Genomic DNA, 15,103 nt, shown 5'->3' with positions numbered 1-15,103 from the left:
CGCAGTTTAAGCCATAAGCTTAAGGTGCGCCCTCTTTTATTTTCCGTTATAATGACTCCATACATATTAAACAGGAAAGAAGGCTACTTTATGGAACCGATCGTTTCTACTCGATGGCTGCTTGCTCGGTTATACGAGCCTGAACTTGTTATAGTTGATTGCCGTTTTTTACTTACTGACCCGGAAGCTGGACGTAAAGCCTATACAGAAGATCATATTCACGGCGCAGTTTATCTACATCTGGAAGAACAACTCTCCGCTCCTGTAAGCTCACACGGGGGACGCCACCCACTGCCAGAAATTTCAAAGCTAACTGCCGCACTTAGTAAGGTTGGCATTAACAGAGATAGTATTGTCGTTGCTTATGATGATCAAGGTGGTGCCTACGCTTCCCGTCTGTGGTGGATGCTTAAATATTTGGGGCATGAACGTGTGTTTGTAATGGATGAAGGCTACTCTGCTTGGAAAAAAGCATCCTTCCCCGTCAGTGATCATCAAGCGGTTCGGATTCCTAGCCAGTATGAAGCAGATGTTCAGAAGAAGATGCTTACTAGCATGGAAGATGTGCAAAATGTAGTTAACGCCGGTGGCGCACTATTGATTGATTCCCGCGAGTCCCGTCGCTATGAAGGTTTGGAAGAACCGATTGATCCGAAGGCAGGTCATATTCCCGGGGCGATCAATAAGTTCTGGAAGGATGTTCTCGATGAGCAAGGGCGCTGGAAGTCAACTGAGGTGCTGAAAGAGCATTATGAAGGAATTGATCCTGAGCAAGAGATTATTGTGTACTGCGGTTCAGGTGTAAGTGCCTGCCCTAATGTGCTCGCGCTAGGCAAAGCCGGGTACAAGAATGTTAAGCTGTATGCGGGAAGCTGGAGTGATTGGATTTCATATGAGGAGAATCCGGTGGCTACGGGAGAGGGTTAAGCGTTCGTTTTTATTTGTATATTTAAGAAAAGGAAAAGCCCGCAATCTTTGCGGGCTTTTTTAGCTTGCGCTATATACCGAAACGTTTACGGCAAGAAATCGATTTTCCGAAGGTCGGATACGTTTGCCTCTGCTTCGTCTTCTTCACCGTACAGCATCGTACATATCGTATTGGCGGCAGGCTTCGTATATTCGGGATGGATGAAAACCGTTCGTATTGAGTCGTCAAAAAAGACATGGGCCTGGGTAAATGATGTGCCGAAAAGACTAGTTGTTCTGATCGGAATCGCGGAGCTACTCGGAGCGCTGGGCCTTGTTTTGCCGTGGGCACTGAACATAGCTCCGTTGCTAACGCTGATCGCCGCGATCGCTTTGGCTGCGGTTGCACTGCTCGGGATGCTGTTTCATATTGGGCGAAAAGAGTACCGGGAGCTCGGCGTAAATATCTTTTTTGTAGTTCTGGCGTTGATCGTGGCAATTGGAAGACTATAAAGGAAGTTGTATGCGGGTAGTCGGAGTAATTGGATTTCATATGAGGAGAACCCGGTGGCTACTGGAGGAGAGTAACATACAAAAGCCCGCGTCCGACGCGGGCTCTTGTATTTATGAGTAACTCCGATAGATAGCTAAAATCAACAAATCAAAACTCAAGTCAACAGTTAACTAACTTCAACTACCTCTTTTATGCTGTTTAGATCGGTCAAATACTTTTCTAGTGCATTTTCTAGCTGCGTACTCTTTTCAAGGTTTGGAGGAATTATTCTAAAAATCGCTGATCCGCAGCTGATTCTCCGCGTCCAACAGCTCAAATTGATTTCGATTAAACCGGATCAGCCCGTCCTGCGCCATCCGCTGCAGCTCTCTGGACAAGGCGCTGCGGTCAACAGTCAAATAATCAGCCAGGTCGCTGCGGGTAAACGGAATTTCAAAACAGGCGGAATTGTTTTTTTTGGTCTGGAGGGCTAAATAATGCAGAATACGGTCCCGCAGCGATTTGTGGGAGACCAGATCCAGCTTTTGATAGATGGACCGGTTGTTCTCAAGCAGCAGGGCCAGCATATTCTCAATGATCCGGCCCCTTAAATGGCAAGTGTCCTGCCCGGGCCGGACAATTTTATTTATTTTGATAAACAGAATCCGGCATTCCGAACCCGCCACCGCTTCATAGCCGCTGTGTTCTTGGACAAGGCGAAGCGCCGTTTCGCCAAAGATTTCCCCATCCCCGAGCTCCGAGAAAATAAATCTCATGCCTGAGATATTATCTTTGCACAGCAGAACATTGCCATGGATAATAATGCCCGCCGAATCCAGAATATCGTCTTTTCTAAAAATAACCTCCTTCCGCGCAAAATCCTTGATTGTGCCCTGCAAACAGCTCAGCGCTTGCTGCACCTCCCGCTCCGCGAACCCCTTAAACAAAATAGTGCTCTGTATCCTGCTCAGATATTTCTGCAATTTTCTCAGCCTCCTGTTGCCATGGCAACAGAGTCATGATAAATACTCTGCTACAATAAAATAAATGAGAATAATTCTCATTGGTCATTCTCATTATATCAAATTGCAGGAATCATTCAATCAAGCAATTTGGAAATAAACAAAATGCTGTACTTTGAACAGGGGGGATCGTATGAGTGGAATTACAGCAGGCAAGGTATTTTTTTTAACAGATATGATCAGCGTTAAGCCACACCGGATTGCGAGCCGAGTGCTGGCATTGCCCGTATCTGCAGCCGAAACAGCGGCACAACCGGAATGGGTATTGTATGCCATGGATCAGGAGGAGACCATCAGTTCAGAGACCTCCCCCAAATCTAAAATCATCCATGTGCTGGAAGGCGAGCTTCATCTGCTGGTGGCGGAAGAGCCCTATCAATTGACAGCCGGCGCATCCGTTATCGTCCCAGCGGGCACTTGGCATGATTATTCCGCCCGCAGCAGCTGCAAATTTCTGCAAATTAGTATATAAAACGGAGGTATTCAAAATGGAAACAGGTTTATTCATTAAAAAACTGCCGCAATCCGCAGTCATTGATTTGAAGGACATCATCACAATAGAGGAACAGCAGGTTTCCAGTCTGACCCTTGTACAGCGGCCAAATCTGGCAATGACCCTTCTTTCGCTGGACAAAGGCTCGTCGATTGGGGGACATTCTTCCCCGGGAGATGCCATGGTCAACATTTTGTCCGGGCAAGCGGAAATTACAATTGGAGAAGACAAGTACACTGTTCATGCCGGGGAGACCCTCGTTATGCCGGCCAATATTCCGCATGCCCTACACGCAACAGAGGCGTTTCAGATGCTTCTGGTTGTAGTCAAGCCGGATAAGTAATGGGGTGAATGCGATGAAAAAGGAAGTAGGCCATAATTTTTTGGCGCGGCTGGGAAAAAAACGTTTGCGGCCCGGCGGCGTTGCAGCAACCAACTGGCTGATCCAGCAAGCCAATCTGAGTACGGACAACCAGGTATTGGAGGTAGCCTGCAATATGTGCACCACCTCCATTCAACTGGCCGGTAAATATCACTGTCAAATTACCGGTATTGATATGGACCCGCGGGCGCTGGAAAAAGCAAACCGAAATATCAAAAATGCCAACTTGGAAAACTATATCCGTGTCCGGCAAGGAAATGCACTGAAGCTACCTTTTGAGAATGAGAGCTTTGACGTTGTCATTAATGAAGCCATGCTCACGATGCTTAACCAGCCTGCGAAGGAAAAGGCAGTCGCCGAATACTATCGGGTACTGAAACCTGGCGGCATTCTGCTTACCCATGATATTACCTTTGCCAAGGAAAATATGGAAGAACGTCTGGCCGAGCTGCGCCGCACCATTCACATCAATGTCGAACCACTGTCTGTTGGGCATTGGGCGGGATTGTTCCACTCCGCAGGCTTTAAGCAAGTAGACAATGCTACCGGTCCCATGTCCTTGATGAGTATCAATGGACTCATTCGTGATGAAGGGGTTATCGGGGCGCTGCGTATTGTGAAAAACGGGCTCAAGAAAGAGAACCGGGAACAGTTCAAAAAGATGTATACCTTTTTTAATACGACGGGTAAAGATCTGAATTATATTGCCGTTTGCAGCAGCAAACAATAGTTGTGCGCAGGCCTATCATGTCTTATGATAGGTTTTTATTTCCACTGACATTGAGAATTATTATCAATAAGATTCATCAATATTACCGTCTGGAAGTCAAAATAACCGCTTGAAAGGAACTCACGATGAAAGCTAAATCTGTTTATGCCTTGTGCCTCAGTTTGCTGTTAACTTTATCTTTTGTGTTAAGTGCCTGTTCGCAACAAAAAAATGAAAGTTCACCCAAATCCGCTGCTCCCTCCGAAATTCTGGAGCAGCTGCTGACGGCGCAGTAATTGCCTGAATGAAGCAGAACATTTTAAAATCAAATGTATAGAAAACGCGAGCCCGGGTAGCACTGCCCTGAACTCGCGCTTTTTTGCTAAGTTATTCGGTTATGTATTTCTATCGCCTATTTTGCCGGGTATCGCTTCAACTGCTGCTCAAACACAGTATTGTAGTAAAATTTTCGCGGATAGGCATCCTCCTTCAACAACTTGTAAAGTACGGATTGACCTTCTTCATAACGGGCCGCAAATTCACATTCATCATAAAAACGCCGGGACAGCTCGCGGATCAAGTCTATCTCGGACGAACAGCGCCATCCGAAATAAATCATATCTAGCTGGTCCAGCGGATCACGGTAAGTGTCGAGGACAATACAAGCGTTTGGCTGCACTGGATTACTGTAAACAAGCACATGTCCGTTGTGAACAGGGTTGGCAAAAAAATGTTCATAAATCTCCGCAACGGGTACTGTAATGCCCAATTGATCCATGATGATCTGAAAATTCGGGTGCGCAATGTAGGCATCATTCTGCTCATCCGGGTACTCCACCAATTCTGTAATGGATGCCATGATCCCAAATTCATACTTCATATGAACATCCTCCCTGTTGATTGCTTGAAAAATATCCCTATGCTTGCTATGATAACAAAATTATTGGGATGAGAGGCGATTATTATGAAAAAAAAGCTGCGTTCTATCACGCTCAGGGGACTGGAATACAGCTACATACTGGGCATGCGAATCCATGACAAACGGAGTCTGCTTGAATTAAAGGTTTATCATAAAAATGTAAAGCTCCATCCGCTACGCATCCAAATCCTAACATGGGATGATCCGATTGCCGGATGTCCGCTGAATACAGGCTATCTGCTGCAAAACCATAAAAAAGGGTTTGATGTTGTCTATAATCTAAACCATCCACAGCGTATCCGCGAATGGATCGAATATGGAACGGCTAAAGGCTGGGACGGCACCCGGACAATAGAGATCATATATGGATTGGATGCTATGCAGGAAATGGGCTACGATATTACTTCATTGCGCACTTCTATATAATCAGTCAAAAACCTGTTCCAGTGCTTGCGGATTATAAGGACTGATAATTTTATATGCATTCAAGTGAGGATTGCTTAAATCATTGTCATAGATGATCATATGCTGTCTGCTTTTTAGAATAATATCAAATCGTTGCTTGCGATCAGCCTGAACTATCGTAATATAATAGCTGAAATTTTTGTCAGAACTGACATTTCGGACCGATTTCATTAATTGAACATGAGAGAAATCAGTAAAGATCCGCTCAATAACAGCAGGATCAGTAATAATGATGTCTTTCTTTTCACCGGGAACTGAAGACAATCGCGAGATTTCTAGAGAGGCGATTTCTTCCAATCGGATGGTATTGGCTACGATTCGTTTAAACGAAGTATAGCGGCTTGCTGTATAGGCCATCAAAGAGACACCTACCCCTGTCAGAAGCGCACCGACAAGCATGTATTTTCTATTTTTATCCATTTCCCATTCCTCCCAGTAATACGATTCTGTAAGCTACAATTATAAAACTATAAAGACATCGGTGCAAATCTGCTTATTTTAACTTCTACATAGCACACGAGCCAGGGGTCAGAAGGAAATACTTAAGTCAAGTCAGCCCCCAAGCTGTTTTGTTCCTAAACTAGCGCAGAAAAGCCACTCTATGGGTGGTACGATGGACGTCTTGCCCCTAATCCTCTAGCTCGTCCAGCTTCGCTTCCAGTTCAGCCAGCTTACGATTCGCTTGATCCAATATTTCCTGAAGCTCTGCAGCTTCTGCTCGTTTTATTTCTTTTTTAACGGTTTCAATCTGCTGTTCCAAATAGAGAATATCGGCTTCATTTCCTGAGTTGTTCCAAATCTGTGAGTAAGTCATAGTCAGCCTCCGTTTATCTGTGTCGACGATTCAATCATAACCCGCATTCCACTTCTTCAGATTAATCGATGCTACTCTTAGCGTCTAGCTAATCAACAAAAATCAATGAGCCGATTACTTTCCTATATTCAACACCCTCTACTTTATAAGCAAAACAAAGAAGCAGCGAGTTACTTCACTGCTTCTTTGTTGAATCTTACTTCTCTCATTCAAAACGGTCATTAGACTTCACGTCAAGGGTTAACCTGAGATCTCATTTATTTAGCCAGCAGTTTAGGGAACTCATCCAGCAGCATGCTGCTGGTCAGCATATCGTCATAATTCCATTTGGTCTCCACAAAAGTAACTTTTCCGCTCTTTACAGCAGGGAGCGAGCTCCACAACGCAGTTTTCATTAACTCATTAAAGGAATTTTCCGCATCAGCATTGGCCGGATAAATGACAAACAAATGGTCACCAATAAGCATCTTATGCATTAGCTCAGGGGAGACCTCAATATAGGGCGCGCCTTCTGCCGGCTCGATTTCCTTCACTGCTTCTGACATTTTGTAGCCCTGCGGCTGATACAGCAGTGCAGGAATGCCACCAGTTTTCATCAAATACATTGTCTTGTTCCAATAATAAATCAGCACTACCGCTGTTTCTCCTTCGGCAAGTTTGCCTTCCTGACGCAATCCGCTCCACATATTCTCGGCCTTGCGATTATATTCGGACAACAGTTGCTCTGCTTCAGCCTTTTTACCCACTATCTCACCAATGACAGGCAGACGCTCAGACAAGGGTTTACTCTGGTCAAATACAACAGTAGGTGATATTTTGGACACTTCTTCATATTGTTTGTCCATCACATAACCTAGCATTGTTAAATCCGGTTCCAGATCCAAAACAAGTTCCAGATTTGTAGGAAATCCGATATCCTGTGCCGGGGTTGTCTCCTTGTCCAAATAGACTGATTCTTCAATAAACCGGCGGTCGACACCGACCGGCTGAATCCCGAGTGCCAGCAGGTCTCCGATCGAATTACCCTGCAGCACAATCCGCTGTGGACGCTCTGGAATATCAACCTCATGCCCCTGACTGTCTTTATATACTCTTGTAGATTTTGAATTGGTGGCTGAGTCCGGTGGACTTGTCTCTGTTTGCACAGAGGATACCGGACTAGGGCCAGCATTCGCAGAATTAACAGGACTGTTCCCTGAAGAGCAAGCACTAAGCATTAAAACAAGACATAACAGCATCGCTGCTCCCATTGACATTTTTGTATTTCTAACCATCAGTAAATCCCCAAGTGAACAGACTAATTGTTAAGATCTCCCTCGCCCCCCACCATCTTGAAATCCCGCACCAGTCAAGGGTTTATCCTGTGCGTTATCCATTTTAATTTAATTTTTTTATTCTCAAAATTACTATTTCGAAAATCTCACTATCTTCCGATATGTTCTTATGAGCTATTTGCTCAGAGACAACTTGGGGGAGATGGTAGCATGTTAAAACAACTAAAAAAAAGGCGGTTCGGTTCATCAAGCATAGCAAATACTTTGTCCATTGTACTTTTAGTTATTATTGTTGTCGTCTTCTCAATCTTGGGAACCTTTATGTTTTCCAGCACTCGCAGCATACTTGTGAAACAACAAGAATCTATGCTTCAGACCAAAACACAGGCACTTGTCAGTCAATTTGATGCACTATTTAAGGAAAAGGGTTCACTGGTCAAGCAAATGTCAACGAATAACTTATTCAAACAATACATCGAAACCACCGAAGCTCCTGAAATGGCCAAGACTTCACCGCATGCCGCTGAAGTAGCAAAGACACTAGCTGCCATTGTAAAGGTGGAACCCACTTTTGCAGATGCATGGATTGCTAGTACTGCCGGCAAAGGTTTTTACATCCTCAACAATGGTACGACATCAGATGCTGCTTTTAACATTAAAGAACGGCCGTATTATAAGCCAGCAATCGAAGCAGACGGCCTATACTACTCCGATCCTTATATTGACATCACTACAGGCGATATGCTGATGGGTATTTTTTATCCGATAAAAAATGACAACAATACATTAATCGGTTTTGTCGCGGTTGATATAGCGTCTAAAAATATCCCTGAGATAATGGAAAGCTATAAGCTAGGCAGCACTGGTTATTCCATTCTCGCCTCCAAAACAGGTGATATTCTGTATCACCCAGACCAGTCTAAGGTCACAAAGGAAAAGATTAATGAGCTGCCAGGTGATCTTGGGGGGATCGGCAAGAAAATGATCGCTGGTGAATCCGGCGTACATCTGATTAATGACAACGGAGAACGCCGTTACATCGGCTATGCTACAAGTAAAGATACCGGCTGGTCCGTAGGTTTAACTATTTCAGAGCGTGAAGTGCTCTCCGAATTAAAAAAGTTCACCTGGATTACTATTGGCGGGTTTGTGGCAGCGGCGATTCTGCTCGTTCTATTTTCGTATATCACACTCCGTTATCTGCTCAGATCCATACCGAAGCTGCTCACCAAAATCAAACGGGTGGAAAATGGGGATTTGACTGTTCAATTTGATGCCTATTCCAACAACGAAATTGGACAAATCTCCAACGGAATATTCAACATGGTCCAGAAAATTCAAGGGATGCTTCAAATAGTGGGTACCTCCGCTCAGGTATTAAACCAGTCCTCAAAAGATCTGCAATCCATTTCTTCCCGTACAGCTATAACGATGAACGATACAGCAACGGCCATTAATGAGATTGCGAATGCGACCAACTACCAGTCGATTGAAACGGATACGATTTTGCAAAAAACCGGATCATTATCTGGTCAAATTGACGAAATCGCAAATGATGCCATAGCCATAGAGACGATGGTGCAGGCTTCTGCCGACCAGAGCGAACTGGGGTTAGGTGTATTGAATCAGTTATCGAAATGGGCAGAAGAAAATCACAACTCCACTCATTCGATATCGTCTGCCATTCATGATATTGATCAAAGCCGTCATGAAATTTCAAGTATCGTGGACACGGTACATCAAATCGCTACGCAAACCAATCTGCTGGCGCTAAATGCTTCCATTGAAGCAGCACGTGCGGGAGAACAGGGGCGCGGATTTGCCGTTGTTGCCGGAGAGGTTCGCAAGTTGGCGGAGCAGACCGCACAGGCCACACAGGAGATTGGCAGAAAGGTTCATGAAATCGAGGAAAAAACTAGAGCATCCGTGGAATACACAGCCCAAGGACTTGAAATTGCCGAAGAAAATGCAAAATCCGTGGAGGCTACGAAACAGGTATTCTTTAGCATCAACAGCGATTTGGAGGCTTTGAGATTACGTATGATTCAAATCAGCAGCAACACCTCCAAAGTCCATAAGCACAAAGATGAAATCCTACAGGCACTCGAAATCATTTCTTCAACTACAGAAGAGAATTCCGCTTCGACGGAAGAAGTTAGCGCAAGCACGCAGGAACAATTGGACAGCATTGAACAGGTTGCCGAGCTATCCCAGCAGCTCAACCAGTTGTCCAAAAAGCTTCAGGACGAATTAAACCAGTTCCAGGTCGAATAGCCCTCTAGTCATCCGTAAGTTACGCAGTCATGAGACTATCCTCCCTTCTAGAAAAATTAAGCAGCCAGTGCATGCCGATAATCCATCGGCGCGCACTGGCTGCTTTTAGTTTCAATTCGCTAGTAATGGTCTCTTCAATCGTACGGTACAGACCTATGATAATTAACTATTTATACGGGTCAGGAATTTCCTCCCACTGACCAGTAAAGACATCTACTTTAATCGTGAATTCCCTGCTTCCTTGCCTAACATCACTGAACAAATAACCATCCCCGATAAACCCTGAAATCCAGTCCGTACCTGTTGGCTTGAAACCCTCTGTATCAAAGATAGGTTGGAGTAACTTATACAGTTCCTTCTGGTATTCTGTACCGTTAGAGATATCCCACAGATCTATCGCTTCTCGGTTTACAAGACTTCTCAGTGGACTGCCAGAAGTTACGTCATGAACCGTTCCGGTAAGCGGATTAATTTTGTAGCTGTTGCCTTCCCCTTCGCCATTCAGTGGATCTATATCCACCCTATATTGATCTCCGTCTTTGCTAAAGGTCCAACCGCTTGCCGGAAGCTGTTTTTTCATCATGGACTTGATGTCCTGTTCACTGAGCGGTGGAGATATAAACGAACCATAGTACATCTGTGCGCTCTCAATGGTCAGATTCTTCCCGTAAACGGCAATAACTTCGAGCGGAAACTCAGACATAGAGGCTGCACCAGCCAAGTGGGCTATAATTTGGTCATCTATCAGCTCGTATGAAACTATTGAGCCAAATCCGACCTTCTCTCCCCAAGCTCCCTCAGTGTAATCATATACTTTGGTCAAATGCTTTCCGTCCAGTTCAGCAGATACATAGGTATGGTTATTTCGGTGTGTAATGGAGGATTTCAGCCTCTGATTCAACGTTTCGATCGGATCTTCGACCACAAGCTCTTCCAAGGTAACAGGCTGGAGCACATGAATCTCACTCATAGAAAGTCCGGTACCTGTGCCGGTCGTAATGCGTATGAAGATTTCTTTAGTCCCATCCCCGTTCACATCTGCTTCTTCAATCAATGGAGGCCGAGTTTCATCTTCCCCGGCATTCCACAAGAACGTACGGCTTACTTCACCACGCACATCTACCGTGACTTTATGCAAAAGTGCATTCTCCCCAGTGGGATTAGCAGATACCGTGATTCCGTTTTTTTCCGCCAATAGAGTGCCTTTAACGCTGGAAGCCGTGCTCTCTTTATCCTGCGCTTCTGCCCGAAAAGTAGCAGGAGCGCTCTTTGCCGGGGCTGATGCAGAATTCAGCTTTGCCCCTGTCAGGGTACAGCCACTTAAGACCATAATTACAGCTAGGCCCAGCAGTGAGTTTTTTGCCGTAAATTTTTTGTGTCTGGTAATCATGATAATCCTTCTTTCCATTTCCTTTTTACTGCTCGAAATGCCAGCTGTACCTGCCAACCGGATCGGGTCGGGTAAGGTTTCTAACAATTTGAGAAGTGTCAGGGCATAACTTCTGTGGCACGCTGGTTCAAGATGCTTCAAGGCCAGAGCATCACAGGCAACCTCTTGATCCTCTTTCATTTGGCGTACGGCATACCACAACAGAGGATTAAACCAATGCATGGCCAGCAGCAGACCTGTCAGCAGATTTAGCAAAATATCACGGCGCTTCACATGCGCCAGCTCATGAAGGAATATATGACGGAGCCCGTTCGTCTCCAGAGTGTGTAAAGTAGAGGTGGGCAGCAGCAACTTGGGCCGTATAACGCCAAGTAGTGTCGGTACGGCAATCTGCTTCGTCTCGATCAGCTTGACTGGGCGCCGTACCTGCATCTCCTGCTGACAGGTTCGGAACAACCGTTGGATTTCTAAGGAATGAATCTCTGGTTCCCTTCGAACCCGTGCGGTAAATCGCAGTTGTGCTCGAACCGACAAGCCCAGTACCACCGCGGCTCCGCCAAGCCACGCCAAAACCAGTAAATGTAGAGGCTCCCACCCTGAATCGGTCGCCCTGGTAGAACTGTCTATTTGCGGATTGACTTGTGCCACATCATCCGATGCCGATGCTCCCGGCAAAGGTCCAGTTTCTGCAATTCCAGTAACTGACGCTGCTTCCTCTTCCTCTCCGGTCAACCCGGGCATATAAGTAAAGCCGACTTCCGACTGTACTGACGGAAAAATGGTACTCTGCGCCGCTTCTTTCTCCAGCGGCAACAGATTAAAAATACTAAATGTGCTTTCTGGTGCCCAAGGTATTGCCAGCCTCAGGATCAGTGGTATCCACAGAAGATACGTCCAGGTAGGTTTTAGACGATCCTTGAACAGGAACCGGGTCAATAAGATCAGCAGAGCCAGCACGCTCGCCATGGCAGACAGCGACAATACCTTGACGAACAGATTGTATGCAGCTTCCAGCAAGCGGCTCAGTCCTTTCGTTCATCCAAAATTCTCTTCAATTCTTCAATATCTTCCCGGGACAACTTTTCATCCTGCAAAAAATTGACCAACATCGGGCGTAGAGTTCCACCGTAGATCCGCTTCAGAAAGGATCGTGTCTCCGATTGGACACATTCCTCTTCCCTCACCAGCGGATAATATGAATACAACCTACCTGTCTGGTTATAACCAATAGCCCGCTTCTCTGTCAGACGCTTAATCAACGTCCGTACCGTCTTTGGGTTCCAGTCCCTGCTGCCTTCTAGTGCTTCAACAATCTCACCTGCAGTGCGCGGGGCACTTGCCCACAGCACCTTCATCACTTCCCACTCGGCATCCGAAATCCTTGGAGTTTCCTTAGACATAATACTATCCACCATTCTTTCCTGGCATGACTACATTTGTAATCCAATATCCAAAATATACAAGTCAGCTTCGTTTATGTCAACCCCAAACTCCCTGTTCACACGGTATATGGACAATGTACACGTAGATTCATGGTCACGTACATTAATAGCAATAATACGGCTTATTAGTCAAAGATGACTTCAATGAGGTGGAACCTATGCCTATAAAAACAGGTAATCAATACATCGAACGAATCGACCGGCAAAAGATCAATATCTGGTACAGAGGAACACGTATTGAAGGTCCTTTATCCAAACACCCTGCCTTTCAGGGTCTCATACAAACACAAGCTGAAATGTATAACATGCAGTGTGATGAACGTTATTTGGCGCAGATGACCTATCCTTCACCTGATACTGGAGATCCTGTTGGTTTATCTTTTCTTCCACCCAAAAATGCTGAAGATTTAGAACGCCGGAGAAAAATGATTGAACTCTGGTCCAATAGACATCATGGATTTTTAGGACGCTCCCCCGATTATATGAATACAGCCATTATGTCTCTCTTCACAGCTGCTGATATCCTTGAGGACCTTAATCCGAAATATGCTGAGAACCTCAGAAAATACTATGCCTACTGTCGTGATTATGACATTACCTTATCCCATGCCTTCATCCAGCCTCAAGCCAGCAAAATATCCGGCCAGATTGATGCTACAGAGGATTCTATCGCTGCTAAAGTCGTAGAAATCAATGATGAGGGGATGATTGTTACCGGTGCTTTTATGATGGCAACACAGGGAGCTACCTGCGATGAAATGCTTGTATTCCCGACTCCCTCACCCTCACTTGTGGATGATGATAATCCCTTTGCGTTTGCCTTTGCGGTGCCTAATGATCTGCCTGGAATGACTTTTTTTGCCGTGAAAGCTACGCTGCCTCATCTACTTACGACCATCCGTTAAGTTCAAGATATGAAGAAATGGATACCCTTGTTATCTTTGACCGTGTACTTATCCCTCATGATCGTATATTTTATTATGGCGATGAGATATATTGTTCCCGATTATTCGGCGAGAGTAACTTTCATACGCATATGGCCCACCAAATTGTCACCCGCTATATTGCAAAAACCGAGTTTTTTCTTGGTATGCTAGAGTCTTTGGCTGAAGAACAAAACGCTGTCCTTGAGTCCTACACGATTTTGCCTATTTCCAGAATATTAACCTATTTAGAAACATTCAAAGCCTTAAGACTTGCAGCGGAAATAGGGGCTTCGCTCGACAAATTTGGATATCTCGTTCCAGACAAGGGACCACTATTGGCTTCAACCATTCACTTTTCAGAGTTTTATCCAGAAATGGTTGAAATGGTTCAAAACCTCAGTTCAAGCGGTCTCATCATGATCCCCTCTGAAGCCGACTTTACATCAAGCGCTGGTTCTTATCTTTATGAATATTTGAAGGGGAATGTCTCGGATGCATGGTATCGAAATGCCTTATTCCGGCTGGCGTGGGAACTAGGAGCGGGTGCATTCGGAGGTCGTCAAACCCAGTTCGAGCGGTTATTTTTCGGCAACTCCCAAACGGTGGCCTGGCGTATGTACAACAGCTATGATAATCACGAATATTTCCGTCAAATCGTTCACGATTTTATTGCCCCCGATACCCCCTTGCCTAAGTCAACAACGGATGGAATTTCCAATTAATAAAGAGTTGCAAAGGCTTATAATGATGTGTTTTAGGATTGATTAAGAGACTGCTTTCGTTCTCTTTCAGTCCTTTTTGAGCTCTATTCACAATCAAAATTATGAAGAACTAGATGCTTTTTCATACCTTCACTGGACAATTCTGTAATAAGTTGTTTATAGTTTATTAGCATTAGGAAGTGATTTGCTAGCTTAGGAGGGAACAATGAACTATGGGCCATATCATAGTCGTAGAAGATGAACGTGCAATCAGTGACTTAATAACTATGAATCTAAAATTAGTAGGACATACCTATAGCAAGGCTTATCGCGGGCTGGAGGTTATTGAACTGCTGGAACGTGAAAAGGCCGATTTAATTCTGCTCGATATAATGCTGCCCGAACTGGATGGTTTTGAGATCATGCAGCGGATTGCTCACTTACAAATTCCGGTGATTCTAATCACCGCTAAAGATTCACTGGCTGATCGCATCAAGGGCTTTGAGCTGGGCGCCGATGATTATATTATTAAACCTTTTGAAATCCTTGAATTGTTGGCAAGAATCAATGTGGTGTTACGCAGGAGTGAAAAAGGCACTTCCAATTTTCTTTGTGAAAACGTTGAGGTACGTTATCTTGAGAGGCTTGTCATGGTGGATCAACTACCCGTAGATTTAACCGCTAGGGAATTTGAGCTTCTTGAAGTCCTTATCCGCAACAGAAACATTGCTTTATCAAGGGAAAAGTTGCTGGAATTAGCTTGGGGCTATGATTTTGAAGGAGATACCCGTACCGTAGATGTACACATCAGGCAGCTGCGCAAAAAACTAGGCTGGGAAGAACGAATTAAAACCGTATTTAAGCTTGGTTACCGCTTGGAAGTTCAGGTCTAG

General features: G+C 44.9%; 16 protein-coding genes and 1 pseudogene. 10 read left to right on the top strand and 7 right to left on the bottom strand.

Annotated features, from left to right (window positions below; all coding sequences use genetic code 11):
• The first annotated feature begins 90 nt into the window (after nt 1-90).
• The gene (locus NSS82_RS14915) at nt 91-927 is read left to right on the top strand and encodes a sulfurtransferase (protein WP_076273833.1); all 837 of its coding nucleotides are present in this window, start codon (nt 91-93) and stop codon (nt 925-927) included.
• A 48-nt stretch (nt 928-975) separates the two neighbouring features.
• Complete coding sequence (locus NSS82_RS14910; RefSeq protein WP_235219534.1) at nt 976-1,419, top strand: DoxX family protein; 444 nt, start codon at nt 976-978, stop codon at nt 1,417-1,419.
• 270 nt (nt 1,420-1,689) lie between these two features.
• Here the strand turns inward: NSS82_RS14910 and NSS82_RS14905 are convergent, their stop codons facing one another.
• Nucleotides 1,690-2,382 carry a Crp/Fnr family transcriptional regulator gene (locus tag NSS82_RS14905; protein ID WP_076213100.1) on the bottom strand — a complete coding sequence of 231 codons (693 nt, stop codon included), beginning with the start codon at nt 2,380-2,382 and terminating at the stop codon, nt 1,690-1,692.
• A 172-nt stretch (nt 2,383-2,554) separates the two neighbouring features.
• Between NSS82_RS14905 and NSS82_RS14900 the strand changes: the two genes are divergently transcribed.
• The 3 genes from NSS82_RS14900 to NSS82_RS14890 are packed head-to-tail and all read left to right on the top strand — an operon-like array spanning nt 2,555 to nt 4,026.
• Nucleotides 2,555-2,893 (top strand): cupin domain-containing protein, encoded by a 339-nt coding sequence (locus NSS82_RS14900; protein WP_036686432.1) that lies wholly within the window; start codon nt 2,555-2,557, stop codon nt 2,891-2,893.
• A 16-nt stretch (nt 2,894-2,909) separates the two neighbouring features.
• On the top strand, nt 2,910-3,257 hold the full coding sequence (locus NSS82_RS14895) for a cupin domain-containing protein (RefSeq protein WP_036686430.1): 348 nt from the start codon (nt 2,910-2,912) through the stop codon (nt 3,255-3,257).
• 13 nt (nt 3,258-3,270) lie between these two features.
• Nucleotides 3,271-4,026: a class I SAM-dependent methyltransferase gene (locus tag NSS82_RS14890; protein ID WP_036686429.1), complete on the top strand. Its 756-nt coding sequence runs from the start codon at nt 3,271-3,273 to the stop codon at nt 4,024-4,026.
• 391 nt (nt 4,027-4,417) lie between these two features.
• Here NSS82_RS14890 and NSS82_RS14885 read toward each other — a convergent pair whose 3' ends face one another.
• A complete protein-coding gene (locus NSS82_RS14885; RefSeq protein WP_076273834.1) occupies nt 4,418-4,885 on the bottom strand; it encodes a hypothetical protein in 468 nt (155 codons plus the stop codon).
• An 84-nt stretch (nt 4,886-4,969) separates the two neighbouring features.
• On the opposite strand from NSS82_RS14885, the gene NSS82_RS14880 reads away from it, so the two are divergent.
• Nucleotides 4,970-5,350, top strand: a complete 381-nt coding sequence (locus NSS82_RS14880; RefSeq protein ID WP_036686425.1) for a hypothetical protein — start codon at nt 4,970-4,972, stop codon at nt 5,348-5,350.
• On the opposite strand, the gene NSS82_RS14875 is transcribed toward NSS82_RS14880, so the two are convergent.
• The 3 genes from NSS82_RS14875 to NSS82_RS14865 form a co-directional block, all read right to left on the bottom strand.
• Nucleotides 5,351-5,809, bottom strand: coding sequence for a hypothetical protein (locus NSS82_RS14875; RefSeq protein ID WP_076273835.1), 459 nt, complete (start codon nt 5,807-5,809; stop codon nt 5,351-5,353).
• A 208-nt stretch (nt 5,810-6,017) separates the two neighbouring features.
• Nucleotides 6,018-6,203 carry a hypothetical protein gene (locus NSS82_RS14870; RefSeq protein ID WP_076273836.1) on the bottom strand — a complete coding sequence of 62 codons (186 nt, stop codon included), beginning with the start codon at nt 6,201-6,203 and terminating at the stop codon, nt 6,018-6,020.
• A 257-nt stretch (nt 6,204-6,460) separates the two neighbouring features.
• Nucleotides 6,461-7,477 carry an ABC transporter substrate-binding protein gene (locus NSS82_RS14865; protein WP_076273837.1) on the bottom strand — a complete coding sequence of 339 codons (1,017 nt, stop codon included), beginning with the start codon at nt 7,475-7,477 and terminating at the stop codon, nt 6,461-6,463.
• Nucleotides 7,478-7,687: 210 nt separating this feature from the next.
• On the opposite strand from NSS82_RS14865, the gene NSS82_RS14860 reads away from it, so the two are divergent.
• Nucleotides 7,688-9,751: a methyl-accepting chemotaxis protein gene (locus tag NSS82_RS14860; RefSeq protein WP_076273838.1), complete on the top strand. Its 2,064-nt coding sequence runs from the start codon at nt 7,688-7,690 to the stop codon at nt 9,749-9,751.
• A gap of 166 nt (nt 9,752-9,917) precedes the next feature.
• On the opposite strand, the gene NSS82_RS14855 is transcribed toward NSS82_RS14860, so the two are convergent.
• Together NSS82_RS14855 and NSS82_RS14850 are read right to left on the bottom strand one after the other, a co-directional pair.
• A complete protein-coding gene (locus NSS82_RS14855; protein WP_076273839.1) occupies nt 9,918-12,158 on the bottom strand; it encodes a M56 family metallopeptidase in 2,241 nt (746 codons plus the stop codon).
• A gap of 5 nt (nt 12,159-12,163) precedes the next feature.
• Complete coding sequence (locus NSS82_RS14850; protein WP_076213085.1) at nt 12,164-12,541, bottom strand: BlaI/MecI/CopY family transcriptional regulator; 378 nt, start codon at nt 12,539-12,541, stop codon at nt 12,164-12,166.
• A 200-nt stretch (nt 12,542-12,741) separates the two neighbouring features.
• On the opposite strand from NSS82_RS14850, the pseudogene NSS82_RS14845 reads away from it, so the two are divergent.
• From NSS82_RS14845 to NSS82_RS14835, 3 genes and pseudogenes are all read left to right on the top strand, one after another.
• Nucleotides 12,742-13,499 (top strand): annotated as a pseudogene (locus tag NSS82_RS14845) (4-hydroxyphenylacetate 3-hydroxylase N-terminal domain-containing protein); the annotation flags it as partial.
• A gap of 120 nt (nt 13,500-13,619) precedes the next feature.
• Complete coding sequence (locus tag NSS82_RS14840) at nt 13,620-14,231, top strand: 4-hydroxyphenylacetate 3-hydroxylase C-terminal domain-containing protein (protein ID WP_340960789.1); 612 nt, start codon at nt 13,620-13,622, stop codon at nt 14,229-14,231.
• A gap of 212 nt (nt 14,232-14,443) precedes the next feature.
• Nucleotides 14,444-15,103 (top strand): response regulator transcription factor, encoded by a 660-nt coding sequence (locus tag NSS82_RS14835; protein ID WP_036686413.1) that lies wholly within the window; start codon nt 14,444-14,446, stop codon nt 15,101-15,103.

Origin of the sequence: Paenibacillus sp. FSL H7-0735 (assembly GCF_038008505.1) — a bacterium.
Taxonomy (GTDB): Bacteria; Bacillota; Bacilli; order Paenibacillales; family Paenibacillaceae; genus Paenibacillus_AQ; species Paenibacillus_AQ odorifer.
Note: the sequence above shows the minus strand (reverse complement) of the source record. Positions and strands in the feature narration are given on the sequence as shown.